General features: G+C 71.8%; 23 protein-coding genes. 19 read left to right on the plus strand and 4 right to left on the minus strand.

What is annotated here, in order from left to right; genetic code table 11:
* Window positions 1–5: 5 nt before the first annotated feature.
* Window positions 6–1,448 (plus strand): Pup--protein ligase, encoded by a 1,443-nt coding sequence (gene pafA, locus R0145_RS07005; RefSeq protein WP_317839639.1) that lies wholly within the window; start codon window positions 6–8, stop codon window positions 1,446–1,448.
* A 58-nt stretch (window positions 1,449–1,506) separates the two neighbouring features.
* The gene (locus tag R0145_RS07010; protein ID WP_317839640.1) at window positions 1,507–2,520 is read left to right on the plus strand and encodes an FKBP-type peptidyl-prolyl cis-trans isomerase; all 1,014 of its coding nucleotides are present in this window, start codon (window positions 1,507–1,509) and stop codon (window positions 2,518–2,520) included.
* A gap of 62 nt (window positions 2,521–2,582) precedes the next feature.
* Here the strand turns inward: R0145_RS07010 and gluQRS are convergent, their stop codons facing one another.
* On the minus strand, window positions 2,583–3,512 hold the full coding sequence (gluQRS, locus tag R0145_RS07015; protein WP_411742082.1) for a tRNA glutamyl-Q(34) synthetase GluQRS: 930 nt from the start codon (window positions 3,510–3,512) through the stop codon (window positions 2,583–2,585).
* A gap of 79 nt (window positions 3,513–3,591) precedes the next feature.
* Here gluQRS and R0145_RS07020 point away from each other — a divergent pair, with 79 nt between their 5' ends.
* From R0145_RS07020 to R0145_RS07065, 10 genes are all read left to right on the plus strand, one after another.
* Entirely contained in the window at window positions 3,592–4,575 is a 984-nt protein-coding gene (locus R0145_RS07020; protein WP_317839641.1) for a helix-turn-helix transcriptional regulator, read from the plus strand.
* On the plus strand, window positions 4,556–5,593 hold the full coding sequence (locus R0145_RS07025) for a helix-turn-helix transcriptional regulator (RefSeq protein ID WP_317839642.1): 1,038 nt from the start codon (window positions 4,556–4,558) through the stop codon (window positions 5,591–5,593). Before R0145_RS07020 ends, R0145_RS07025 begins: the two co-directional genes overlap by 20 nt.
* A 10-nt stretch (window positions 5,594–5,603) precedes the next feature.
* Window positions 5,604–5,909 (plus strand): hypothetical protein, encoded by a 306-nt coding sequence (locus tag R0145_RS07030; protein WP_317839644.1) that lies wholly within the window; start codon window positions 5,604–5,606, stop codon window positions 5,907–5,909.
* A 17-nt stretch (window positions 5,910–5,926) separates the two neighbouring features.
* Window positions 5,927–6,196 (plus strand): twin-arginine translocase TatA/TatE family subunit, encoded by a 270-nt coding sequence (gene tatA / locus R0145_RS07035; RefSeq protein WP_317839645.1) that lies wholly within the window; start codon window positions 5,927–5,929, stop codon window positions 6,194–6,196.
* A gap of 143 nt (window positions 6,197–6,339) precedes the next feature.
* Window positions 6,340–7,137 carry a twin-arginine translocase subunit TatC gene (gene tatC, locus R0145_RS07040; protein ID WP_317839646.1) on the plus strand — a complete coding sequence of 266 codons (798 nt, stop codon included), beginning with the start codon at window positions 6,340–6,342 and terminating at the stop codon, window positions 7,135–7,137.
* Window positions 7,130–8,110 (plus strand): diacylglycerol/lipid kinase family protein, encoded by a 981-nt coding sequence (locus tag R0145_RS07045; protein WP_317839647.1) that lies wholly within the window; start codon window positions 7,130–7,132, stop codon window positions 8,108–8,110. The genes tatC and R0145_RS07045 overlap by 8 nt, the downstream gene beginning before the upstream one ends.
* A 32-nt stretch (window positions 8,111–8,142) precedes the next feature.
* A complete protein-coding gene (locus R0145_RS07050; RefSeq protein WP_317839648.1) occupies window positions 8,143–11,007 on the plus strand; it encodes a DEAD/DEAH box helicase in 2,865 nt (954 codons plus the stop codon).
* Between the two features lie 10 nt (window positions 11,008–11,017).
* Complete coding sequence (hisF, locus tag R0145_RS07055; RefSeq protein ID WP_317839649.1) at window positions 11,018–11,785, plus strand: imidazole glycerol phosphate synthase subunit HisF; 768 nt, start codon at window positions 11,018–11,020, stop codon at window positions 11,783–11,785.
* 1 nt (window position 11,786) lies between these two features.
* Complete coding sequence (locus R0145_RS07060) at window positions 11,787–12,749, plus strand: 2-hydroxyacid dehydrogenase (protein ID WP_317839650.1); 963 nt, start codon at window positions 11,787–11,789, stop codon at window positions 12,747–12,749.
* Window positions 12,750–12,808: 59 nt separating this feature from the next.
* The gene (locus tag R0145_RS07065) at window positions 12,809–14,119 is read left to right on the plus strand and encodes a glycosyltransferase 87 family protein (RefSeq protein WP_317839651.1); all 1,311 of its coding nucleotides are present in this window, start codon (window positions 12,809–12,811) and stop codon (window positions 14,117–14,119) included.
* On the opposite strand, the gene R0145_RS07070 is transcribed toward R0145_RS07065, so the two are convergent.
* Complete coding sequence (locus R0145_RS07070; RefSeq protein WP_317839652.1) at window positions 14,116–14,817, minus strand: TenA family protein; 702 nt, start codon at window positions 14,815–14,817, stop codon at window positions 14,116–14,118. The two genes, R0145_RS07065 and R0145_RS07070, sit on opposite strands and share 4 nt — an antisense overlap.
* A gap of 289 nt (window positions 14,818–15,106) precedes the next feature.
* On the opposite strand from R0145_RS07070, the gene R0145_RS07075 reads away from it, so the two are divergent.
* The 3 genes from R0145_RS07075 to ilvC all read left to right on the plus strand — a co-directional run bounded on the left by R0145_RS07075 (window position 15,107) and on the right by ilvC (window position 18,520).
* Window positions 15,107–16,864, plus strand: coding sequence for an acetolactate synthase large subunit (locus tag R0145_RS07075; RefSeq protein ID WP_317839653.1), 1,758 nt, complete (start codon window positions 15,107–15,109; stop codon window positions 16,862–16,864).
* A complete protein-coding gene (gene ilvN, locus R0145_RS07080) occupies window positions 16,861–17,391 on the plus strand; it encodes an acetolactate synthase small subunit (protein ID WP_317839654.1) in 531 nt (176 codons plus the stop codon). The genes R0145_RS07075 and ilvN overlap by 4 nt, the downstream gene beginning before the upstream one ends.
* A 94-nt stretch (window positions 17,392–17,485) precedes the next feature.
* Window positions 17,486–18,520 carry a ketol-acid reductoisomerase gene (ilvC, locus tag R0145_RS07085; RefSeq protein WP_317839655.1) on the plus strand — a complete coding sequence of 345 codons (1,035 nt, stop codon included), beginning with the start codon at window positions 17,486–17,488 and terminating at the stop codon, window positions 18,518–18,520.
* Window positions 18,521–18,790: 270 nt separating this feature from the next.
* On the opposite strand, the gene R0145_RS07090 is transcribed toward ilvC, so the two are convergent.
* Window positions 18,791–19,363: a cytidine deaminase gene (locus R0145_RS07090; RefSeq protein ID WP_317839657.1), complete on the minus strand. Its 573-nt coding sequence runs from the start codon at window positions 19,361–19,363 to the stop codon at window positions 18,791–18,793.
* 22 nt (window positions 19,364–19,385) lie between these two features.
* Window positions 19,386–20,456 carry a 3-isopropylmalate dehydrogenase gene (locus R0145_RS07095; RefSeq protein WP_317839658.1) on the minus strand — a complete coding sequence of 357 codons (1,071 nt, stop codon included), beginning with the start codon at window positions 20,454–20,456 and terminating at the stop codon, window positions 19,386–19,388.
* 157 nt (window positions 20,457–20,613) lie between these two features.
* On the opposite strand from R0145_RS07095, the gene R0145_RS07100 reads away from it, so the two are divergent.
* The 4 genes from R0145_RS07100 (at window position 20,614) to R0145_RS07115 (ending at window position 25,737) form a co-directional block, all read left to right on the plus strand.
* Window positions 20,614–21,702, plus strand: coding sequence for a branched-chain amino acid aminotransferase (locus R0145_RS07100; protein WP_317839659.1), 1,089 nt, complete (start codon window positions 20,614–20,616; stop codon window positions 21,700–21,702).
* Between the two features lie 389 nt (window positions 21,703–22,091).
* On the plus strand, window positions 22,092–23,825 hold the full coding sequence (cimA, locus tag R0145_RS07105; RefSeq protein WP_317839660.1) for a citramalate synthase: 1,734 nt from the start codon (window positions 22,092–22,094) through the stop codon (window positions 23,823–23,825).
* Complete coding sequence (locus R0145_RS07110) at window positions 23,822–24,508, plus strand: DUF1707 domain-containing protein (protein WP_317839661.1); 687 nt, start codon at window positions 23,822–23,824, stop codon at window positions 24,506–24,508. The genes cimA and R0145_RS07110 overlap by 4 nt, the downstream gene beginning before the upstream one ends.
* A gap of 95 nt (window positions 24,509–24,603) precedes the next feature.
* A complete protein-coding gene (locus R0145_RS07115) occupies window positions 24,604–25,737 on the plus strand; it encodes a hypothetical protein (RefSeq protein WP_317839662.1) in 1,134 nt (377 codons plus the stop codon).
* The last annotated feature ends 21 nt before the right edge of the window (window positions 25,738–25,758 follow it).

Here is a 25,758-nt window from a genome sequence, read left to right on the forward strand (position 1 = left end):
CCGGTGTGACGAGGGCGGCGGAGCCGGGCCAGGCGCGGACCCGGCGGATCTACGGGCTGGAGACCGAGTATGGATTGACCAGCCGGCCCCGCGGCGACCGGCGGGTCGGGCCGGAGGAGGTCGCCCGGCAGATGTTCCGCGGCATGATCGCCTGGGGTCGGTCCAGCAACGTGTTCCTCGGCAACGGGGCGCGGATCTACCTCGACGTCGGCTCGCACCCCGAGTACGCCACCGCCGAGTGCGACGACCTGTACGACCTGATCGCCCACGACGCGGTCGGCAACCGGCTGGTCGAGGACCTGCGCCGGCTGGCCGCCGACCAGCTCGCCGCGGACGGCACGCCGGTCGACATCTTCCTGTTCAAGAACAACGTCGACTCCGCAGGCAACTCGTACGGCTGCCACGAGAACTACCTCGTCGACCGGGCCGTGGACATCAACCGCTACTACCGGATCATCCTGCCCTTCCTGGTCAGCCGGCAGCTGATCGCCGGCGCCGGACACCTGTCCCGGACCCAGCTCTACGAGCGTCCGGACCACGTGCCGGGGGCACACCACCCGACGACCTTCCAGCTCAGCCAGCGGGCCGACCAGATGTGGGACACCGTCTCCTCGGCCACCACCCGGTCCCGGCCGATGATCAACACCCGCGACGAGCCGCACGGCGATCCCGAGCTCTACCGCCGGCTCCACGTCATCGTCGGCGACTCGTCGATGTCCCAGACCACGACACTGCTCAAGGTGGGGGCGACGGAGCTGGTGCTGCGGTTGGTCGAGGCGCGGGTGGCGCTGCCCGACCTGACCCTCGACAACCCCAACCTCGCCATCCGCCAGATCTCCCGCGACCTCACCGGGCGGGCGCCGGTCGACCTCGCCTCAGGCCGCACGGTCACCGCCCTCGACCTGCAGCGGGCCTACCTGCAGGCGGTCCTCGACCACCGCGACCGGCTGGGCCCCTTCGCACCGGCGCTGGAGCACGCCCTCGAGCTGTGGCAGCGGACCCTCGCCGCCGTCGAGGCCGGCGACCTGGACACCCTGTCCCAGGACATCGACTGGGCGATCAAGTACAAGCTGCTCACCCGCTACGCCGACCGCCACGGGCTGGGCCCGGACAGCCCCCGGCTGGCGCAACTGGACGTCGCCTACCACGACATCGCCGAGGGCCGCGGCCTGTTCCGGCTGCTCGACGCCCACGGTGAGGTGAGCCGGGTCGTCGACAGCGCCGCCATCGAGCGGGCACTGACCGTCCCGCCGCCGACCCGGGCCCGGCTGCGCGGCGCCTTCATCGACGCCGCCCGGGCCGCTGAGGTCGACTACCTGGCCGACTGGATGCACCTGCGGGTCAACCGCGGCAACCAGACCCGCGCGCTCACCCTGCGTGACCCGTTCCGCGACACCGACGACCGGGTCGACGCGCTGATCGCCTCGCTGACCGAGTCGCGGTGGTGACGCCGGTGGTGACGCGCTCGGGGCGGGGGCCGTGGTATGTCGCGGTAGGCTGCCCGACGTGATCGACTTCCTCCGACCCCGCCCCGCCCGTACGGCCCTGCTCGCCGCGGTCCTGGCCCTGGGCCTCGGCCTGGCCGGCTGCGCGCAGGGGACCGGCGCGACCTCCCCGACCGCCTCGGCCAGTGCGTCGGCCTCCGCGGCGCCGGAGCCCGCCCAGGTCGACAACCTGGACGGCGTCTCCGTCGAGGGGAAGTACGGCGAATCGCCGACGGTGAAGTTCACCCCGTTCACCGTCGCCGACACCCAGTCGAAGGTCCTGATCGAGGGCGACGGACCGGCGGTGACCGCCGACATGACCGTCACCGTCCACTACCAGGGGCTCAACGGCCGCACCGGCGAGGTCTTCGACGCGTCGTACGCGAATGGCAAGCCGACCTCGTTCCAGCTCAGCGGCGTGATCCCCGGCTTCTCGAAGGGCCTGGTCGGCAAGAAGCAGGGTTCGCGGGTGCTGCTCGCCATCCCCGGCAAGGACGGCTACGACTCCAGCGGCGGCATCGCCCAGGCGGGCATCCAGGTCGGCGACACGCTGGTCTTCGTGGTCGACATCATCAGCGTGCCGCTCAGCGGTCCGCAGGGCGACAAGGTGAGTCAGCCCTCCGGGCAGCCCACGGTCAGCGGCGCGGTGAACGACCCGAAGATCTCCATCCCGTCGGGCGCCGCGCCCAGCCAGCTCCTGGTCCAGCCGCTGATCAAGGGCAAGGGCGACAAGGTGGCCGCGGACTCCACCGTCACGGTCAACTACCGGGCCTGGCTGTGGGACGGCGGCAAGCAGGTCGACGACACGTACGCCGCGAAGACGGTGAACGACCAGCAGGTGCCCGCGGCCCCCGAGTCCGGGCAGTTGTCCACCCTGATCACCGGCTGGCAGACCGCGCTGAAGGACCAGACGGTCGGCAGCCGGATCCTGATCGTGGTCCCGCCGTCGCAGGCCTATCCGGACGGCGACGCCGGTCTGGGCATCCCCGCCGGCGCCACCCTGGTCTACGTGGTGGACATCCTCCAGGTCTCCTGACCGGGTGACACCGGTCCGGGCGGTGCACACCGGAACCGGGTAGCCGGCCCGGCCGGTGACCGTCAGCCGGCGTCCCCGGCGTCCCACGCCCACGGCGTGCGGGGGAGTGCGGTCGGGTCGAACCGGGCCAGCAGGTCGGCTGTCGTGACCGGTTCGCCGGCCTCGGCCAGCCCGAGGGAGGCGGCGAGCCGGGACCGGACCGCGTCCGCGCCGACCCCGCGGGCGGCCAGGTCGGTCAGCGTCACCGCCCCGTCCCGCTTCGCCAGTCGCTGCCCCTGGCGGTTCACCACCAGCGGCACATGCGCGTACGTCGGTCTCCGCCCGCCGAGCCGCTCGGTGAGCCAGGCCTGGCGCGGCGAGGACGCCAGCAGGTCGTCACCCCGGACGACCTGGTCGACCCCTTGCGCGAGGTCGTCGACGACCACGGCGAGGTTGTAGGCGTACGCCCCGTCGTTGCGCCGCAGCACGAAGTCGTCGACCGGCCCGCTGAACCGGCCGGCCAGGGCGTCGACCACTTCGACGGTGATGTCCCCGCCCCGCACCCGCAGCGCCGCCGGGCGGCGGGCCGCCCGCTCGGCCCGTTCCGCGGCGGTGAGCCGGCGGCAGGTGCCCGGATAGGCACCCGGCGGGGCATGGGGTGCGCTGACCGCCTCGGCGATCTCCCGCCGGCTGCAGAAGCACGGATACGTGCCCGGGCTGTCGGTCAGCCGGGCGACCGCCGCGGCGTACGCCGCCAATCGCCGGGACTGCCGGACGACCTCACCGTCCCAGTCCAGGCCCAGCGCCCGCAGATCCGCCAGCTGGCGGTCCGCCACCGCGGGGTCGTGCGCCACCCGGGCGGTGTCCAGGTCCTCGATCCGGACCAGGAACCGCCGACCGCTGTGCCGGGCGAACAGCCAGGCCAGCAGCGCGGTGCGCAGGTTGCCGACGTGCAGGTCCGAGGTCGGGCTCGGCGCGAACCGGCCGGCGCCGGACGGCATCGGCGTGGTCACGGGCGGCTCCTCCCGGTGGGGCGCGTGCTGGCTGTTAGTCTCGCAGTGACGAGGGTAGACCGGGGACGGGGGAGTGAGGATGGCGCCGAGCAACGCCGAGCGGCGGGTGGTGCTGACGATGCTCCTGCTCGGTGCCCCGCAACCGTTGACGAAGGCGCGGATCCGCGAACTCGTCGAGGGCTACGCCGGGCTGTCCGAGGCGGCCTTCAACCAGTCCTTCGAACGCGACAAGCGGGCGCTGCGGGTCGAGATGGGCCTGCCGATCGAGACCAGCGGGGTGGGAGAGGACGAGGGCTACCGGATCCGGCTGGGGGAGTTCGCCCTGGCGCCGGTCGACCTCACCCCCGAGGAGGCCGCCGCGGTCGCGCTGGCCGCGCGCAGCTGGCGGGAGGCCGGGATGGCCGCCTCCTCGCAGCGGGCGCTGATGAAGCTGCGCTCCATCGGCGTCGAACCGGACACCGAGGCACTTGCCTCGCTCTTCACGCCCAGTGACGTCGCCGACACCCGCCCGGCCGCGACCCAGGGCCTGGCGGTGCTCCGCGACGCGATCACCAACCGTCGCCGGGTCAGCTTCGACTACGCCGACCGCGGCGCCCGCCGGCATGTCGAGCCCTGGGGCCTGGCGATGGCGCACGGCCAGTGGTACCTGTTCGGGGCCGATCTCGATCGTCACGGCACCCGCAAGTTCAAGCTGGCCCGGATCCGCAGCACGGTGAAGCCCGGCACGGCCAACCTCGCCTTCCCCGAGCCCGATCCCGCGGCGGTGCGGCGGCTCACCGAGGAGGTGTCCGCCCAGCGCGCGGCGGACGAGGCCGTCGTCGCCGTCCGGACCGGCCGGGAGGCCGCCCTGCACCGGCCGCTCGCCGAGGCGGACGAGCCGGCGCCGCCCGGCTACCGCGCCTGGCGGGTGGCGTACGCCTACCGGCAGGGCTTCATCGGCGAGCTGGCGATGCTCGGCCCCGATGTCGTGGTGCTCTCCCCACCCGCGCTGCGTACGCAGCTGGTGGAGCACCTCACGGCGCTGCTGGCGGAAGGAGGCGACGATGACCACCACCGCCGCTGAACAGGTCCCGCGGCTGCTCGCGCTGAGCACCTGGCTGCGCGGCCAGGTCGAGACGACGGTCGACGAGGTGGCCCGCGAGTTCGGGGTGAGTATCGACCAGGCCCGCGAGGACGTCCGGCTGCTGACGATGTGCGAGGTCCCCGGCCAGGTCGGCTTCTATCTCCTCGACGTGGACTTCGACGCCCTCGATGCGGGGGTGATCCGGCCCTCGCTCGACAACGCGCCGACCCGACCGGCCCGGTTCAGCCCCGACGAGGCCGTGACGCTCCTGGTGGGGCTGCGGGTGCTCGCCGAGACCTCGACCGGGCAGACCGCCGCAGTGGTCGAGTCGGCCCGGAGGAAGATCGCCGCGGCGGCCGGCGACCATGCGGCGGTCGCCGACCGGTTCCACCTCTCCGTCGCTTCGGGCAGCCCCGAGGTTCGCGAGGCGGTGGCCCGGGCCCTGGCGGAGCACCGCAGCCTGGCCCTCGACTACGTGGACGCGCAGGGCCGTGCCACGCAGCGTACGGTCGACGGGCTCACCACGCGGGTGGTCGACGGCTACCACTACCTGGAGGCGTGGGACCTCGACCGGGCCGACCGGCGGTCGTTCCGGATGGACCGGATCCGCGTCGCCGCCGTGCTCACCCGTGTGGCCCTCGACCACGGCGATGTCGAGCGGGTGCCGAGCTGGACCCGGCGGCTCGAACAGGCCGACCAGATCACCCTCTGGGTGCGCCGGCCCGCCGCCTGGCTGGTCGAGTACTACCCGACCACCCGGATCCGGCCGGCGACCGCCGAGGACGCCGCCCGGGCGGGTCGTGCCCCCTCGGCCGGGGACCTGGTCGTCACCCTCGGGGTGCTCGACCCGAGCTGGCTCACCGGGCTGCTGCTGCGCTGCGGCGCCGATCTGGTCCTGCTGGAGCCCCGCGAGGCCCGGCAGGGTGCCCTGGACCGGGCCCGCGCCACCCTCGCCCTCTACCGCGGCACCGACTCCGGCCCCGGTCCGGCGGACGAGCCGGCCGCCCGGGTCGGGTAGGCTCGGCGCCATGATCTGGGTCCTCGTGGTCGTCGGCATCGCCGTCCTCGGGCTCGTCGGTCTGGTCGCATACGCGATCTGGATGTGGCACAAGATCGAGGATCTGCTCAGCGAGGTCGAGATGGTGGGGCGCCAGGCTGAGGAGATCCTGAGCCTCGTCGACGACCTCGCGCCGTTTCCTGCCGAAGGGCCCGGTGCACAGCATGATGCGGCGCCGGACGGCGGCGGGGAACGCGTACCATCGGGTCAGGTGGACCTGGAGTTCGATCCGGACTTCGGGGGATTCGCGCCGCGACACGTCAGCCACCGTCACTGAACGAAACAGAGGTTCCTATGTCTCCCCTCGCCCTGGCCGGGCTCGGCGGCCCCGAGCTGCTCATCATCCTGGCGATTGTGCTGCTGCTGTTCGGCGGCTCCCGGCTGGCCGGGCTCGGCAAGAGCACCGGCCGTGCCATCCGTGAGTTCAAGGAGGAGACCAAGGGTGTCGCCGAGCCGAAGTCCGTCGGCAGCGCCGAGGTGAAGCCTGCCGCCGACGAGGTGTCGGGGACCGCCGAGGTCCACGATGCCGAGATCGTCGACCCGGAGCACAAGAAGGACCGCTGAGCCCAGTGGCCGAGTCGCTCGACCCCGCACGGTCCGCATCGGCAGCCGCCGCCGGGCCGGACGGGGCGACCCCGGAGGCGGCCGCGCCGAAGAAACGGCGCTTGGCCTGGCTCCGTCCGCCGGCGATGTCCGAGGACGGCCGGATGACCCTCTTCGATCACTTCCGGGAACTGCGCTATCGGGTGATCGTGATCGTCGTCCTGATCCTCCTCGGGATGGCCGTCACCGCGTTCTTCTACAACGATCTGTATCAGTTCCTGCTCGACCCGTACCTGCGGGCCGTGCACGAGATCAACCAGAGCCGGCCGGGCCAGGAGGTGTTGGTCGTCAACGCCGGGGTCGCGGCCCCGATGACGCTGGCGATCAAGATCGTTGCGATCGCCGGCACGGTGGTCAGCAGTCCCTTCTGGCTGTACCAGATCTGGGCCTTCATCGCGCCCGGTCTGCTGGCCAAGGAGCGGCGTTGGGCCTTGGCGTTCATCGGTGCCGGTGTCCCGCTGTTCCTGACCGGGGTGGCACTCGGCTACTGGGTGCTGCCCAAGGGCTTGGTGGTCCTGCTGGGCTTCACCCCGCAGAATTCACCGGTCGCGAACATGGTCGAGATGGTGCCGTTCCTGACCTTCATGATCCAGATCATGCTGGTGTTCGGGGTGGCGTTCCTGCTCCCGGTGGTCATCGTGGCGCTGGACCTCGCCGGCGTGGTGACCGGCGCCCAGCTCGGTGCGGTGCGGTCGTACGCCATCGTCGGGATCTTCGTCTTCGCGGCGGTCGCCTCACCGTCGACCGACCCGATCTCGATGCTCGCCCTGGCGGTGCCGATGACGGTGCTGTACGTCGTCGCCGAGGTCATCTGTCGTGTCAACGACCGACGCCGGGGGACCCGGCTCGCCGCCGCCGAGGCCGCCGAGCTGGCGTCCCGAGCCGGGACTGTCAGTGACTGACGCTGCTGCCCTGACACTGGTGGTCAACCCCAGTGCAGGCCTCGGGCGTGCCCGCACGCTGCTGCCGCGGGTGGTCACCGAGCTGGTCACCTCCCTGCCGGGCGTCGATGTCCGGGTCCACCTCGCCGCGAGTTTCCCGGAGGCCGCGGCGCACTGCCGGCGGGCGGTCGCCTCCGCCCGGCCGGCGGAGGACGACCGGCGGGCCGACGCGTTGCTGGTGATGGGCGGCGACGGGATGATGCACCTGGGGGCGAACGCGTGCGCTGGCACCGAAGTGCCGCTGGGGCTGATCCCGGCCGGCACCGGCAACGACTCCTGCCGCGGGCTCGGCCTGCCACCGGCCAATCCGGTGGCCGCCGCGCGCCTGGTCGTCCGCGGTGCCACCCGCCGGATCGACCTGGCCCGGGTGACGGGCCAGCTGGTCGACCACGGTCTGCCGGACCACGGCACCGAACGGGTGCTCTCCGTCGTTTCCACCGGTTTCGACGCCCTGGTCAACCTCCGGGCGAATCGGACGACCTTCCCGCGGGGGCGGCTGCGGTACGCGTGGTCCGCCACCGTCCAGCTCGCCCAGTTCGAGCCCCTGCCGTACCGGCTGGTGATCGACGGGGAGCGCCGCGACATCCCGGCCATCCTGATCGCCGTCGGCAACGCCGGATACGTCGGTGGTGGGATGGCCATCTGTCCTGACGCGGACGTCTCCGACGGGCTGCTCGACCTGACCATCGTGCACCCGGTGAGCCGCGGCACGTTCATCCGGCTGTTGCCGGCATTGTTCACCGGCGCCTTCGTCCGGGACCCTGCGGTGGAACAGCTGCGGGCCCGCGAGGTCGTCGTCGACGGTGACGGCCTCTACGGCATGGCGGACGGCGACGAGCTGGGGCCGGTGCCGCTGACCGTCACCGCCGATCCCGATGCGCTCACCGTTTTCACCGCCGCCCCCCGGGCACTGACCGGCCGGTCGGCGCGCTGACCGACGCGCCGGCACCGCGCTATCTTCGGGGCATGGCAGAAGCTGAGGACCTCTCTCCGGCCGAAGCGTACGCGCGGTTCCGACACCAGCAGTCCTTTCCGGAGCTGCGGGACTTCGCCCGCGACTACAGCTTCGACTTCGACGACTACCAGGTCGAGGCCTGCCAGGCCGTCGAGGGCGGCTCCGGGGTGTTGGTCGCCGCCCCGACCGGCGCGGGCAAGACGATCGTCGGCGAGTTCGCCGTGCACCTCGCCCTCGCCCAGGGCCGCAAGGCGTTCTACACCACCCCGCTCAAGGCGCTGTCCAACCAGAAGTACAACGACCTCGTCGACCGGTACGGCGCGGAGAAGGTCGGGCTGCTGACCGGCGACTCGTCGGTCAACGGGGAGGCGCCGGTGGTGGTGATGACCACCGAGGTGCTCCGCAACATGATGTACGCCGGCTCGCCGACCCTGCGCGGTCTGGGGTTCGTGGTGATGGACGAGGTGCACTACCTCGCCGACCGGTTCCGCGGCCCGGTGTGGGAGGAGATCATCATCGGACTGCCGGAATCGGTCCAGCTGGTCTGCCTGTCCGCGACGGTCTCCAATGCCGAGGAGTTCGGCAACTGGCTGGCCGAGGTCCGCGGCGAGATGGAGGTGGTGGTCTCCGAACGCCGCCCCGTCCCGCTCTACCAGCACGTCCTGGTCGGCAACCGACTGATGGACCTCTTCGCCGATGTCGCGCCGACCGCCGACCTGGCGGACCGGGCCGCGACGTACGACGTGAACCCGGCCCTGGTCCGGATCGCCAAGGAGGAGTCCCGGGTGGTCCGGGACGACTCCCGCCGCCCCCGGGGACGGTCCGGCAAGGGCAAGCGTTCACCGGCCGGGGCGACCCGCTACGGCGGCGGAGCGGCCCGTGAGCACCAGGAGCGATCCCGCTACCGGCCGGCGCACCGCGCCGAGGTGGTCCGGATCCTCGACCGGGCCGACCTGCTGCCGGCGATCGTCTTCATCTTCTCCCGGCAGGGCTGCGACGCCGCGGTCCGCCAGCTGCAGTCCGCGCACGTCCACCTCACCCGCCCCGACGAGGAGGCGGCGATCCTCGCCATCGCCCGGCGCCACGTCGAGGGATTCAGCCCCGAGGACCTGCAGGCGCTGGGCTACGAATCCTTCCTCGACGGCCTGCTGCGGGGCATCGCCGCGCACCATGCGGGCGTCCTGCCGGCGCTCAAGGAGTGCGTCGAGGAGTGCTTCGAGCAGGGGCTGATCAAGGTCGTCTTCGCCACCGAGACGCTCGCGCTCGGCATCAACATGCCGGCCCGCTCCGTGCTGATCGAGAAGCTGGTCAAGTACAACGGTGAGGCACATGTCGAGATCACCCCGGGGGAGTACACCCAGCTGACCGGCCGGGCCGGCCGCCGCGGCATCGACGTCGAGGGTCACGCCGTGGTGGTCTGGCAGCCCGGGATGGACCCGCGGGCGGTGGCCGGCCTGGCCAGCAAACGGACCTACCCACTGCGCTCCGCCTTCCGGCCGACATACAACATGGCGGTCAACATGCTCAACCGGATGCCGCGCAGCCAGGTGCGGACGGTCCTCGAGCTGTCCTTCGCCCAGTTCCAGACCGACCGGTCCGTCGTCGGCCTGGCCCGCAAGCTGGCCCGCAGCTCCGGGGACTACGACGACCTGGCCGCCCAGGCGGCGTGCGAGCTCGGCGACTTCATGGCGTACGCCCGGCTGCGCGACGAGATCCACCGGATCGAGACCGCCGCGGTCAAGCAGGACAAGGTGCTGCGCCGCGAGGAGACCGAACGCGTCCTCGGCGGCCTGCGCCCCGGCGACATCGTCCGGGTGCCGAGCGGCCGGACCCAGGGCTGGGTGGTCGTCCTCGACAACGCCCACGTGGACCCCCAGCAGGGCCCGCGGCCGACGGTGATGACCCCGGACCGGCAGGTGCGTCGGCTCTCCCTCACCGACTTCCCGACCCTGCCGCAGGTGGCCGGCAAGGTGCGGATCCCCAAGCACTTCCAGTCCCGCGACGCGTCCCACCGGCACAGTCTCGGGGCGGCGCTGCGCCAGCGGCTGGACGAACTGGACACCACGCCGGCGCCGGTACGGGCCGAGGGATCGCTGAACGAGAAGGAACGGGCCCGGATCGGCCGGCTGCGCGAGGAGCTCGCCGCCCACCCGTGCCACCCCTGCCCGGACCGCGAGGTGCACGCCCGCTGGGCGGAGAAGGCGCTGCGGGCCGAGCGGGACGCCCGCGGGCTGGAACACCAGGTGGCCCGCCGTACCCGCTCGATCGCCGACCGGTTCGACAAGATCTGCACCGTCCTCGGCTCCCTCGGCTACGTCCGGGCCACCGGCGCCGATGACCTCGAGGTGACCGCCGAGGGGCGTACGCTCGCGCAGATCTACTCCGAGGCCGACCTGGTGGTCGCCGAGTGCATCCGCGACGATGTGTTCGACGGCCTGTCCGCTCCCCAGCTCGCCGCCGTGCTGTCGGTGTTCACCTACCAGCCCCGCCGGGGGGACGAGCACCGCTCCCAGCGGCTGCCCGACCTGCGCAGCCACGAGGCGTTCGAGCACGCCGGTCGGATCGCCCGCCGGATCGCCCTGGTAGAGCGCGATGCCCGGCTCGAGGCCAGCCTGGAGCTGCCGCCCGGCTTCGCCCGGCCGGCGTTCGACTGGTGCGCCGGCCAGCCGCTGGCCGAGGTGCTGGAGCGGGGGGAGATGAGCGCCGGGGACTTCGTCCGCTGGGCCCGGCTGGTCGTCGACCTCGCCGACCAGGTGGCCACCGGGGCCGGCCCCGGGGAGTTGCGGGAGACCTGCCACGAGGTGCGTCATCGGATGCAGCGCGGCGTCGTCGCGGCGGCGGTCTCGGCCCCCGAGGACGAGGGCGAGGACGACTAGGCTGGCCCCCATGAGTGTTGCCATCCGCGTCATCCCGTGCCTGGACGTGCACGACGGACGCGTCGTCAAGGGGGTCAACTTCCGCAACCTGCGCGACGCCGGTGACCCGGTCGAACTCGCCGCCCTGTACGGGCGCGAGGGCGCCGACGAGGTGACCTTCCTCGACATCTCCGCCTCCCGGGAGGGCCGGGAGACCACCCGGGACGTCGTCCGGCGGACCGCGGAGACGGTGTTCATCCCGCTCACGGTCGGCGGCGGTGTCTCCTCCGCCGACGACGTCGACACCCTGCTGCGGACCGGCGCGGACAAGGTGTCGATCAACACCGCGGCGATCCGTCGCCCGGAGGTGATCCGCGAGATCACCGAGCGGTTCGGCAATCAGGTGCTGGTGCTGTCGGTCGATGCCCGCCGCGAGCCGGGGATGCCCTCCGGCTACGGTGTCACCACCCACGGCGGCACTACCTCCGCCGGCCTCGACGCGCTGGACTGGGCCCGGCGCGGGGTCGAGCTCGGGGCGGGGGAGATCCTGCTCAACTCGATGGATGCGGACGGCACCACCAGCGGGTTCGACCTGGAGATGCTGGCGGATGTCCGCCGCGTGGTGGACGTCCCGCTGATCGCCTCGGGTGGCGCCGGGACGGTGCAGCACTTCGTGGCGGCCGCCGATGCGGGGGCGGACGCCGTCCTCGCCGCCAGCGTCTTCCACTTCGGGACCCTCACCGTCGGTGAGGTCAAGGACGCGCTCGCCGCGGCGGGCCACACGGTCAGGAGGGCATGAGATGGGGCTGGCATGGTTGCCGTACGCGGATCGGGAGGAGGCCGAGGCACACCTCGGGCCGATCCCCGACGGCGTCGACCTCGACTTCTTCAGCGAGGACGACTTCGGTGATGCGGAGATCCGCTGGCCCGCCACGCTCGCCGAGGTGGAGTTCCTGGTCCTGCCGTACCTGTCGGGCGCCCGAGCCCTGTCCCGGGCCGCCGAGATGCCGCGGCTGCGGGTCGTCCAGTCGCTGATGGCCGGCTACGAGCACCTGCTCCCGCTGATCCCCGAGGGCGTGACACTGTGCACCGGCGCCGGCATCCACGACACCGCCACCGCCGAGCTCGCCGTCGGGCTGGCCCTGGCCAACCTCCGCTCGATCGACGTGTACGCCCGCAACGGCGCCGATCCGGCGCTGCGCTGGCACCGTGCGTTCAGCCGGTCGCTGGCCGATCGGCGGGCGCTGATCCTCGGCTACGGGCGGATCGGGCACGCCATCCGGCGCCGGTTGGAGGGCTTCGAGACAGCCGGGATCACTCTGGTCGCCCGCCGGGAGCGGACCGGGGATCTCGCCACCGGGGAGCCGTACGTGCACCCGTTCGACCACCTGCCGGCGCTGTTGCCGAGCACCGACGTGCTGTTCGTCATCGCCCCACTCACCGGCCAGACCGAGGACCTGCTCGACGCGGAGGCACTGGCCCTGCTGCCGGACGGCGCCCTGATCGTCAACGTGGCGCGGGGCCGGGTGGTGAACACCGACGCGCTGCTCGCCGAGTGCGCGTCCGGTCGGCTGCGGGCCGCGCTGGACGTCACCGAACCGGAGCCGCTCCCGGTCGACCACCCGCTGTGGACCACGCCGGGGGTGACGATCACCCCGCACGTCGGCGGCTGGTCCGACGCCTTCCGGCCGCGGGCCGATGCGCTGATCGGCGCCCAGCTACGCCGCTGGGCCGCCGGCGAGCCGTTGCGGAACGCCCTGTGATGGCGGCGGGACGTCCGGACACGTCCGGCGGACTCCGGGTGGCGCCCGACACTCCGCCGGTGTCGACGGGCCGTCCGGTGCTCGTGGGCCGTCCGGTGCTCGTGGGCCGTCCGGTGCTCGTGGGCCGTCCGGCGGGCCGGGTCGCCGGTTTCCTGGTCGAGTACGGGCTGCCGTTCCTGGTGGCCGTGCTCCTGGTGCCCTTCGTCATCACCGGTGGACGGCTGTGGCCGTGGGACCCGGCGATGATCGACCTCGACATCTATCGGGTCGGGGTCCAGGCGCTGGTGACCGGTCAGGGCATCTACGACGTGCTGAGCCCCGGCTGGCACCTGGCCTACATCTATCCGCCGTTCGCCGCCATCGTGATGCTGCCGCTGGCCGTCGGGCCGGTGTGGCTGTGGCGCCTGTTGTGGATCGCCCTGCTGGTGTGGGCACAGCAGTCGGTGCTGCGGCGGTGCGGTGTGCCGCGGGGATGGACCCTCGGACTGGTCGGCGCCGCCGCCCTGGTGGCGATCGAGCCGTTGCGGACCACCCTCGGCTACGGGCAGGTGAACACCATCCTGATGGCCCTGGTGGTGCTCGATCTGCTGCCGGACCGGCGCCGCCGCTGGCCGCGGGGCATCGGTATCGGCATCGCCGCGGCGATCAAACTCACCCCGGCCCTGTTCGGTGTCTTCGCGCTGTTCGCCCGGCGCGCCCGGGTCGCCTGGACCAGCGCGGCCGCCTTCGGGGTGGCCACCCTGCTCGGGTTCGTCGTCCTGCCGGTGGAGAGCCTGCGGTTCTGGACCGGCGACATCCCGGCGGGGACCTCCGGACCCCAGTACGTCGGCAACCAGTCGATGTCGGGCCTGGCCACCCGGTTCTTCGGCCTCGACCTGCCCGGCCGGGCGACCGGCGTGCTGCTGGGGGTGCTGGTCGCCGTGCTGGCGGTCCTGGTGGCCCGGTACTGGTGGCTGACCGGTCACCGGGTGTTCGCCGTGGCCCTGGTGGGACTGGCGACGAACCTGGCCTCGCCGCTGGCCTGGACCCACCACTTCGTCTGGGTGCTGCCGCTGCTCGTCGCGGTGATCACCGACTCCGGCCTGCCGATCTGGGCGCGGCGGGTCGGTCTCGCCTGGGGGGTCTGGATCAGCATCCAGTTGCCGCTGACCGTCCTGCCGTACGCTCTCGACGCCTCGGCGCACTACACCTTCGGGCAGAACCTGCTGGCCAACGTCACCCCGCTGGTCGGCCTGCTGTTGTACGTCGGACTGTTCGTCGACCTGCTCCGCCGACCGCGCGGCGAGGCGGTGGAGGCCGAGCGTGCGGCGGCCGGGCAGGAACACGGCGCTGCGGCCGAGCCGGGCGGCCCCGGGCCGGCGGTCCGCTAGCCGGCGTCGCGCGGCTGCAGCACCCGCGCCGGCAGCCGCTCCCAGGTCTCCCCGGAGGCGGCCATCTGCCAGAACGCCACCTCGTGGTACATCGAGTCGACGAAGGCCCGTTCCATCCGGGCACGTTCCTCCGGTCCCGCCGCCGCAGCGAGGGCGTCGATCCGGTCCCGGTAGTCCGTCACCAGCGCCTGGCACTCGTCGGAGGCGTAGAAGGCGAACCAGGCCAGGAACGGGTGGTCCGGCTCCGGCGCCTGCTCCCGGTAGGCGCGCAGCGCCGCCCAGGTGTAGGTCCACTGGCAGGGGAGCAGCGCGGCCATCAACACTCCCAGGGTGTCGTGGCCGGCCAGCTCCATGTGATCGGCGTACGCCTGGGCCGTCGGCGCCAGCCGGGAGGCCTGGCAGGCGTCGTAGTCGACGCCGAAGTGCTCGACCAGCGCCCGATGCGCGTCCGGCTCCTCCTCGAGCATCAGCCGGGCACCGTCGAGGAAGAACGCCGTCCAGTCGGTGTCGGGTGCCTTGGCCATCCCCAGCCCGTAGCACCGCAGGAACGCCCGCAGGTACTGCACGTCCTGGCCGACGTAGTGGACCACCGCCTCCTTCGACGCCGTCGCGTCGAGCAGCCCGCGGAAGAACGGATGGGCCCAGAACGCCTCGAACAGGTCGGCGTACCTATCGCGCAGGGCGGCGGTGAACGACATGCCGCCCACCCTAGGAGGTTTCGGCCGCCCCCGGGCGGCGGCACGAGCCGTCGGGACGGCAGTGGTGAACGTCATATCCACATGCTGGGAATCCTCGTCGACCGGTTGACATGATCGTCATCTGTGCGGGAGGGTTTCTTCCGTGCTCGGCATGATCCTCGTAGTTGTCTAGCGTGTCCCTCGGGCCCGGCCCGATCGGACACGCCTCCCTCGCGCGCCACGTGGCGGCGGGGGTTTTTTGTTGCAGGATCACCGACGACCCCATCCGTCCAGAGGAAGTAGAGAGGCCATGGAGGACAAGACCGCCACGTCCACCACACCGATGCTGACCGGCGCCCAGGCCCTGGTCCGGTCGTTGGAGCATGTCGGGGTAGACGTCATGTTCGGCCTTCCCGGCGGGGCCATCCTGCCGGCGTACGACCCGCTGCTGGACTCCGGGCAGATCCGTCACATCCTCTGCCGCCACGAGCAGGGGGCTGGTCACGCGGCCGAGGGCTACGCGATGACGACCGGCCGGGTCGGCGTCTGTATGGTGACCTCCGGACCGGGCGCCACCAACCTGGTCACCCCGATCGCCGACGCCATGATGGACTCGGTCCCGATGGTCGCGATCACCGGCCAGGTCGGCTCCTCGATGATCGGCACCGACGCCTTCCAGGAGGCCGACATCCGGGGCATCACGATGCCGGTGACCAAGCACAGCTTCCTGGTGACGAAGGCCGAGGACATCCCGTTGGCGATCAAGGAGGCCTTCTACATCGCCGCCTCCGGTCGGCCGGGTCCGGTGCTGGTCGACATCACCAAGGACGCCCTGCAGGGCAGCAGCCCGTTCGCCTGGCCCGAGGAGATGGACCTGCCCGGCTACCACCCGACCACCCGGCCGCACCACCGGCAGGTCAAGGAGGCCGCGCGGCTGATCGCCGAGGCCCGGCGCCCGGTGCTCTATGTCGGGGGCGGCGTGGTCAAGGCGCACGCCGCCGCCGAGCTGGCCGAACTGGCGGAGCTCACCAGGGTCCCGGTGGTGACCACACTGATGGCCCGCGGTGCCTTCCCCGACTCGGATCCGCTGAACTTCGGCATGCCTGGCATGCACGGCACCGTCGCCGCGGTGGGGGCGCTGCAGCAGGCCGACCTGCTGATCGCCCTGGGCACCCGCTTCGACGACCGGGTCACCGGCCGGCTGGACTCCTTCGCCCCGGGGGCGAAGGTCATCCACGCCGACATCGACCCGGCCGAGATCTCCAAGAACCGGGTCGCCGACGTCCCGATCGTCGGTGACGTCCGGGAGGTGCTGATCGACCTCAACCAGACGCTGCGGGCCGAGGCGCAACTCCCCGACTACAGCGCCTGGACCCGCTACCTCACCGAGATGGCCGCGAAGTATCCGCTCGGCTGGGAGGAGGGCCTGGACCGGCTCTCCCCGCAGCGGGTGATCCAGCGGATCGGTGAGATTGCCGGGCCGGACGCCTACTACGCCGCCGGCGTCGGCCAGCACCAGATGTGGTCGGCGCACTTCCTGCCGTTCGAGAAGTCGGGACACTGGCTCAACTCCGGCGGCCTCGGCACCATGGGCTACTGCGTGCCGGCCGCGATGGGCGCCAAGGTCGGCCGGCCCGACGCGGTGGTCTGGGGCATCGACGGCGACGGCTGCTTCCAGATGACCAACCAGGAGCTGGTCACCTGCGCCCTGGAGGGCATCCCGATCAAGATCGCCGTGATCAACAACGAGTCGCTCGGGATGGTGCGCCAGTGGCAGACGCTGTTCTACAACGCGCGCTACTCCAACACCGACCTGCACTCCTACCGGATCCCGGACTTCCCGAAGCTTGCCGAGGCGATGGGCTGCGTCGGCCTGCGGGCCGAGACCGCCGAGGAGGTCGATGCGGTGATCGAGCAGGCGATGGCGATCAACGACCGCCCCGTCGTGGTCGAGTTCGTGGTGCACAAGGACGCCATGGTGTGGCCGATGGTGGCCGCCGGGACCAGCAACGACGACATCCAGATCGCGCGCGACATGGCGCCCACGTGGGAAGAGGAAGAACTGTGAGCAGGCACCGTACGCTGAGCGTCCTCGTCGCGGACAAGCCGGGTGTCCTCACCCGCGTCGCCGCACTCTTCTCCCGTCGCGGCTACAACATCGAGTCGCTGGCCGTGGGCCCGACCGAGAACGAAGGCATCTCGCGGATGACGATCGTCGTGGACGTCGACGATCTCGTCCTCGAGCAGATCACCAAGCAGCTCAACAAGCTGATCGAGGTGCTCAAGATCGTCGAATTGGAGCCGGACGCGATCCGCCGCGAGCTCCAGGTGGTCAAGGTGCGCTGCGATGCGAACACGCGCAGCGAGATCCTCGACATCGTCCAACTGTTCAAGGCCAAGACGGTCGACGTCACCCCCGATTCGATCACCATGGTCGTCACCGGCAACCCGGACAAGCTCGACTCACTGCTGGCGATGCTGGAGCCGTACGGCATCCGCGAACTCGCCCAGTCCGGCCTGGTCGCCCTCGGGCGCGGGGCCAAGTCGATCAGCGAGAAGACCCGCCGGGAGCGGGCCCAGCAGACCCAACGGTGAAACCGCCCGGCCCCGTACGTCCCCTCCGGTCTAGGCTGACCGGTACGGGGTCGGGTGCCGGACTACCCACCTCACAACACAAGGAGTTAGCTCAGTGGCAGCTGAAATGTTCTACGACAAGGACGCGGATCTCTCGATCATCCAGGGTCGCAAGGTCGCCGTCATCGGCTACGGCTCGCAGGGGCACGCCCACTCGCTCAACCTGCGCGACTCGGGCGTCGACGTCCGGATCGGCCTGCAGCCCGGCAGCGGGTCGCGGGCCCGGGCCGAGGAGCAGGGCCTGCGCGTCCTCACCCCGGCGGAGGCCGCTGCCGAGGCCGACGTCATCATGATCCTGGCGCCCGACCAGGTGCAGGCGGATCTCTACGCCGCCGAGATCGCCCCGAACCTGAAGGATGGCGACGCGCTGTTCTTCGCCCACGGCTTCAACATCCGCTTCGGCTTCATCAAGCCCCCGGCCGGTGTCACCGTGGCGATGGTCGCCCCCAAGGGCCCGGGCCACCTGGTCCGTCGTGAGTTCGAGAACGGCCGTGGCGTCCCGGCGCTGATCGCCGTCGAGCAGGACCCGCAGGGCAACGGCGAGGCGCTGGCGCTCTCCTGGGCCGCCGGCATCGGTGCCGCCCGCGCCGGCGTCATCAAGACCACCTTCACCGAGGAGACCGAGACCGACCTGTTCGGTGAGCAGGCCGTCCTCTGCGGTGGCATGTCGCACCTGGTCACCGCCGGCTGGGAGACCCTGGTCGAGGCGGGGTACCAGCCCGAGATCGCCTACTTCGAGTGCCTGCACGAGATGAAGCTGCTCGTCGACCTGATGTACGAGGGTGGCATCGCCAAGATGCGGTGGTCCATCTCCGACACCGCGGAGTACGGCGACTACATCGCCGGACCTCGGGTGATCGGTCCGGAGTCCCGGGCGGCGATGAAGAGCCTGCTGGCCGACATCCAGTCCGGCGCCTTCGCCAACGACTTCATGAACGACCAGCGCAACGGGAAGCCGAAGTTCACCGCCTTCCGCAAGGCGGGCGAGGAGCACCCGATCGAGGCCGTCGGCAAGGAGCTGCGCGGTCTAATGGCCTGGGTCGAGACCAAGGGCACCGAGGACTACGTGGAGGGCCAGGCCGGTCGCTGATCGGTGGCGCTCGGCGCACTGACCCGAGCCCGAGGGCCGGGTTCACTGAGCCGAGTTCGACGATGCGCAGAGGGCCGGGGACAAATCCCCGGCCCTCTGCGCATCGTTCGGCCTGCGCGTCGTTCAGCACAACGGTGGTGCCGGCCCGCGGTGGTCCGCACTGACCGCGGCGATGAGAACGTGGGCGACATGGTCAGGACGTAGAGCTCATCGCTTCGCCCGTGCGAATCTGCTGAATGACGAGCACATTCGCACGGGCGAGACGTACGGTCAGATCCGGGTGCAGAGCAGCACCCCGGCGTCCGGGGCGACGGAGACCTCGCAGCACAGCAGCCGGCCGTCGTGCATCCAGCCCTGCAGGGCCACGCCGTCCCGGGGCGTGCCGAGGTCCTGCCAGGGGTGTGGATCATCGAGGACGAGGAGTGCCCCCGGCGCCAGCAGGTCGACCAGTCGGTCCCGTGCGTCACGGGCGGTCTCCATGTCCAGGGTGACCAGGGAGAGACCGGCGACGTCGTGGCCGGCCCAGTCCATCGTGCGCCAGTCACCGGCCAGCACCTCGATCCCGGTGCCGGCGAAGAGCCGGGCGGCGCTGCGGGCCAGCCGCGGGTCGCGTTCGACCGTGACGACCCGGGTGACCGCGGAGGCGCCGGTACGCAGCCAGGCGGCGCCCACCCCGCAGCCGGTGCCCAGGTCCGCGATCGTGCCGGTCCGGGAGGCCGCCAGGGTAGCCAGCAGCCGGCCGGTCTCGGAGCGCGTCGAGTCGAGATAGCCGATCCGCAACGACTCCCGCAGGGCGCTCCCGACCAGGTCGGGAACGTCCCAGGGGGAGGCCGGGGAGGTCACGGGACGACGTGCTCGGGTGGGATCAGGCCAGCCGGGCGACGATCGCGTCGCCGATCTCGGCGGTGGTCCGCACCGCATTGCCCCGGCCGACGACGTCGGCGTTGACGGCGGCGACGATCTGGGCCGCCTCGTCGGTGCGCCCGAGGTGCTCGAGCATCATTGCGACGGAGAGGATGGCGGCGGTCGGATCGGCCTTCTGCTGGCCGGCGATGTCGGGGGCGGACCCGTGCACCGGCTCGAACATCGACGGATAGGCGCCGGACGGGTTGAGGTTGCCCGAGGCCGCCAGGCCGATTCCGCCGGTCACCGCGCCGGCCAGGTCGGTGATGATGTCGCCGAACAGGTTGTCGGTGACCAGCACGTCGAAGCGGGCGGGGTCGGTCGCCATGAAGATGGTGGCGGCGTCGATGTGCAGGTAGTCGGTCTCGACCTGCGGGTACTCGGTGGCGACGCTCTCGAAGATCCGCCGCCACAGGCCGCCGGCGTGGACCAGCACGTTGTGCTTGTGCACCAGGGTCACCTTGTTGCGCCGCTTGGTCGCATGCTCGAAGGCGAACCGCACCACCCGCTCCACGCCGTAGGCGGTGTTGACCGACACCTCGGTGGCGATCTCGTGCACGGTGCCGGCGCGCAGCCGGCCGCCGTTGCCCGCGTACAGGCCCTCGGTGCCCTCCCGGACGACGACGAAGTCGATCTCCTTGCCCTCGGTGACGTGCGGGGCCAGCGGGGTGGGCACCCCGGGGTAGAGCTTCGACGGACGCAGGTTGACATAGTGGTCGAAGGCGAAGCGCAGCTTCAGCAGCAGCCCCCGCTCGAGGATCCCGGACGGGATCCGGGTATCCCCGGGGGCGGCGCCGACGGCACCCAGCAGGATGGCGTCGTGCTGGGCGAGGGACTCCATCTCGGTCTCGGGCAGCACCTCGCCGGTGCGCAGCCAGCGGTCGGCGCCCAGGTCGTAGTGGACCTTGTCGAAGGCGTCCGGACCGGCCACGGCGTCGAGGACCTTGAGGCCCTCGGCGACGACCTCGGGACCGATACCGTCGCCGGCGATCACGGCGATGGACGGGCGATCAGCAGAGTTCTGAGTAGACACGGCGTCAGGCTATCCGCGGGGACCCGCCGCCCGGGCCGGATCTCACGAACCTCCCGGCGATCAGAGATGGTCCGATCGGGCGGATCGGGGCCGATCGGGCGGTCTCACCCACTGCTCCGAGCCCCGGCACGGATGGCAGAGGACTAGATTCTCCCCCATGAGTCTGAGCTTCGACGTGCACCCTCATCCGTCCCCGGCAACCGCCGAGGAGCGCGCGGCCGTACTGGCTGCGCCCGGGTTCGGCCGTCACTTCACCGACCACATGGCCGTCGCCACGTGGACCGCTGAGGACGGCTGGGGCGACGCGAAGCTCGTACCGTACGGAGGCGAGTCCTTCAACCCGGCGTCCGCGGTCTTCCACTACGCCCAGGAGGTCTTCGAGGGGCTCAAGGCCTACCGCCACGCCGACGACTCGATCTGGCTGTTCCGGCCCGAGGCCAACGCCCAGCGGATGGTCGACTCGGCCGCACGTCTCGCCCTGCCGACCCTGCCGGTGGAGGACTTCGTCGCCTCGATCGAGGCGCTGGTCCGTCAGGACGCTGCCTGGGTGCCGGCCGGCGGTGGGGAGGACAGCCTCTACATCCGGCCGTTCACCGTTGCCCACGAGGACTTCCTCGGGGTGCGCCCGGCCCGGACCGTCCGCTACTACTGCATCGCCTCACCGTCCGGCCCCTATTTCGCCGGGGGTGCCGAGCCGGTCGACTTCTGGGTCTCCCGCCACTTCACCCGGGCTGCTCCGGGGGGCACCGGGTCCGCCAAGTGCGGTGGCAACTACGCTGCCAGCCTGGCCGGCCAGGAGGAGGCGTACGCCCATGGCTGTCCGCAGGTGCTGTTCCTCGATGCGGCGCAGCTGCGCTACGTCGAGGAGTTCGGTGGGATGAACTGCTTCCTGGTGACCCGGGACGGCCGGCTGCACACCCCGCAGCTCACCGGCACCATCCTGCCGGGCGTCACCCGCCGCTCCATCCTCGAACTGGCCCGCGAGCGCGGCCTGGAACCGGTCGAGGAGCAGATCGAGGTCGACGACATGCTCGCCCGGGTCCGCAGCGGCGAGGTGGCCGAGGCGTTCGCCTGCGGCACCGCGGCCGTGGTCGCCCCGGTCCGGGCGTTCAAGGACGGCGACGAGGAGTACGTGGTGGGCGACGGCACCTCCGGCCCCGTCACGATGGACGTCCGCCGAACCCTGCTGGACATCCAGTACGGCCGGGTCGTCGACACCCACGGCTGGATGCGCAAGGTCTGCTGAGCCGCGGCACACGCTGTTCCCGCCACGGGGCGGGCCCCACAGTTCTGGGGCCCGCCCCGTGCGGCGTCCGTCCTCGTACGTGTCCACCCGTACATGTCCACTGGTCCGATGGCGTCGTGGCCTGTCGTCGGGTCCGCGGGTGGTCGTCGCCCCTCCGGGTGGGTCTCACTCCGTGAGAACGGGGTGGCGCCGGCGGGGCGCTGCGGGCAGGATGTGGAGCGTGACGTATCGCACGCTCATTATTTTCGAGCGCGTCTGAGCCCTGCGGCCCCGACGCGCTCCACCTCCTGTCCACGTACAGGAGGTTTTTTGTTGCCCATCCACCCCTTTTCCGTCCGCCACCTCCATCCCGACGGGCGCACCGCCCACCGAACAGAGGACCGAGCCCCATGGTCGCCATGACTCCCACCGCCCCCCCGACCTTCCACGTCTACGACGTCACCCTGCGCGACGGCTCGCAGCAGGAGGGCATGCAGTTGTCCGTCAAGGACAAGCTCCGGATCGCCTCCTACCTGGACGACTTCGGGGTCGGGTTCATCGAGGGCGGCTGGCCGGGGTCGAACCCGAAGGACTCCGAGTTCTTCCGCCGGGCCACCTCCGGTGAGCTGGCGCTGCGCAACGCCGAACTGGTGGCGTTCGGGATGACCCGCCGGGTCGGGGTCAGGGCGGCGGACGACCCGTTGATCGGTGCGCTGCGCGACTCCGGCGCGGGCGTCGCCACCCTGGTCGCGAAGAGCCACGTCGGTCACGTCCGGGAGGCGCTGCGGACCACTCTCGCGGAGAACCTCGAGATGCTCCGCGACTCGGTCACCCACCTGCGGTCGGAGGGGATGCGGGTCTTCATCGACGCCGAGCACTTCTTCGACGGCTACCGGCTGGACCGGGCGTACGCCCTCGAGGTCGTCCGGACCGCGGCCGAGGCGGGGGCCGAGGCGGTCGTCCTCTGCGACACCAACGGCGGCATGCTGCCGAGCTGGATGGGCGAGATCGTCTCGGCGGCGGTCGGCGTCGGGGCGCCGATCGGGATCCACTGCCACAACGACTCCGGCTGCGCGGTGGCCAACACCCTGGCGGCGGTCGAGGCGGGCGCGATGCACGTCCAGGGCTGCGTCAACGGGTACGGCGAGCGGACCGGCAACGCCGACATCATCAGTGTGGTCGCCAACCTGGAGCTCAAGTACGGCTGGCACGTCCTGCCGATGGGCAGTCTGGCGGAGGCGACCCGTACGGCCCAGGCGGTCGCCGAGATCACCAATGTGCCGGCCGGCCCGCGCCGGGCCTACATCGGCACCTCCGCCTTCGCCCACAAGGCCGGGCTGCACGCCTCGGCGATCAGGGTCGACCCGAACCTCTACCAGCACGTCGACCCGGCCCGGGTCGGCAACGACATGCGGATGCTGGTCTCCGACATGGCCGGCCGGGCGAACATCCAGATCAAGGGCGAGCAGCTCGGCTTCGACCTGTCCGACCGCGCGGTGGCCGCCGCCGTCACCGAGCGGGTGAAGGCCAAGGAGCTGCAGGGCTACACGTACGACGCCGCCGACGCGTCCTTCGAGCTGCTGCTCCGCGAGGAGCTGGATCGGCTGCCGGACGTCTTCACCGTGTCGCACTGGACCACCACCTCGTTCGCCAACGGGGACAACGACCCGGTCAGCGAGGCTGTGGTCAAGCTGGTCGCCCGGGGCCGGACGCAGTACTTCGTCGGCGAGGGCAACGGGCCGGTCAACTCCCTCGACATGGCGCTGCGTCGGGCGCTGATCCCGGTGTATCCCGCCGTGGCGGGCTATGACCTGCAGGACTACCGGGTGCGCATCCTCGACGGGTCCTCGGGCACCGAGGCCTCGGTGCGGGTGCTGATCGACACCACCAACGGGGAACGCACCTGGACCACTGTCGGGGTCGGCACCAACGTCATCGAGGCCTCCTGGGAGGCGCTGTGTGATGCGTACCGGTACGGGCTGATCCACCTGTTCGAGAACCGGGTCGAGCCCGCGGAGGCCCGGCGGCGGGACGGGGCGGACGACCCGGACAGCGCGCCCGCGGACGGTGCGACCGGGACGCCCGGTCCCGAGGGTCGGGAGGACCTGGTCCGGGCCGGCGGCTCCGTAGACTCGGTGGGGTGACCGAACGTAACGCGATGCGCGTCGGCGACGCCGAGCGCGACCAGGTCGTCGATCTGCTCCAGCATGCGGTGGGCGACGGCCGGCTGACCATGCCGGAGGGGCGCGAGCGACTGGAGCTGGCCCTCGCGGCCCGGACGTACGCCGACCTGGACGCACTGGTGGCGGACCTGACGCCGGTGCTCCCGTCGATGGCCGACGACGTCACCGCCCTGCACCCGTTCAACCGGCCGCTGGACCAGGTCGCGCTGCCCGGGGAGTCCCGCCAGCCGGGGTGGAGTCCCGACGACCCACTGGTCATCTCCGCCCCCTTCGACGACGACCGCCGGGTGGGCGAGTGGTCGCTGCCGCCGTACATCCGGGTGTCGACCGGGCTCGGTGGCGCGACCCTGGTCTGCCTGGAGGCGACGGCGGAGACGCGGGTGATCCGGATCGAGGTCGCCGGCGGGGCCGGCGACATCCGACTGATCCTCCCGGCGGGCTGGGCGGTCCGGGCCGATCGGATCTCCAAGGGCCTCGGCGGCGTGCACATCCGGGTGCCCGACCGACCGGCCCCCGGTGCGCCCCTGCTGGAGTTGATCGGCAGCGTCACCCTCGGCAGCCTGGTGGCCAGGCCGGCCAACGTCATCGACCGGTGGCTGCTCCGGCGCCGGCAGCGCCGGCGGCAGCGGGCACTGGAGGCCTGACCGGGTGTTGTCCGGATCGGTGCCGGTGTTGTCCCGATGTTGTGCGGACCGCTGCCGCTCTTGAGGCCGGTGCCCGCGCGGCGTGGGATGGGGCCATGACCACAGCTCGCCCTGCGGCGCCGCCCCGGCTGCCGGACACGGAGTTCTTCACCGCTGACGATGTCCTCCACCACAGCGGGGACCGCCTGCTGCTCGACCGCGCGCTGCGGCGGGGAGAGGCGGTCCGGGTGTGTCGCGGCGTGTACGCCAGGAGCCGGCCCGACGGGGACGTGGAGCGCCACCGGCAGCTGGTCCGGGCGGTGTTCGGCCGCCCCGGACACACCGGAGCGGTCGGAGGAGTCTCGGCGGCCCTGCTCCACGGTCTCTCGACCGGGCGGGGAGCAGTGTCGGCGACCGTCACGGTGCTGCGGCCGGGCGGCGGAGGGCCGACCGCGGACATCGACCTGGTCGCCACCCGGCTGCCGGCGTCGCACCTCTGCGAGGTCGACGGGCTCCCGGTCAGCACCCTGGCCAGGACCGTGGTCGACGTCACCCGAAGGGAAGATCCGGGCAGCCTGACCGGCCTGGTGGTGACGGACTCGGCGTTGCGGGCCTCCGCGGACCCGGAGGGTCTGCGGAGGGACTGCGAGACCGTGCTGCAGGACCTCCGCGGCTGCACCGGCCTGGCCCGGACCAGGAGCGTGCTGCGCGAGGCCACCCCGCACTCGGCCGGCCCCACGGAGACGGTCAGTCGGGCGCTGCTCCAGCAGATGGGGATCCCGACCCCGCTGCTGGACGTCACCTACCGATGGGATCCGGCCGACCCGGCGGACGACACCGGGCCCCAGGAGCCGGTCGGGATCGGACCCGAGGCACCGTTCGGCTCGGTATCGCTCACGTCCTCGGCGGCCACCGTCGTGGTGCCGTTCAGCTGGCCCGATGTGCACGTGCTCGGTGTCGTCCTGGACCGGCCGGTGGCGGAGGACGGTGTGCCGTCCGGATGGTCCGGCGATCGTGACTCCTGGGTGGCGGGGCCACGGCGGTTCCTGCGCCGATGCGGCTGGGTGGTCGTCGAATGGTCTCCGGAGGACCTCTCCGATCCGTGGCCGCTCAGCCAGCGACTGACCCGGATCATGCGGGAACTGTACGGCGGGCCGGTCGGTCCGTACGGGTGGGCACGCGACCACCCCGTGCTGCGGCCACAGTGGTCTCCGACCGGGTGGCGGGGCGAGCCCTACCCGGACCGGTGATGGCCGGGTGCACCGGCGGGG

The organism is Raineyella sp. W15-4 (assembly GCF_033170155.1).
Taxonomy (GTDB): domain Bacteria; phylum Actinomycetota; class Actinomycetes; order Propionibacteriales; family Propionibacteriaceae; genus Raineyella.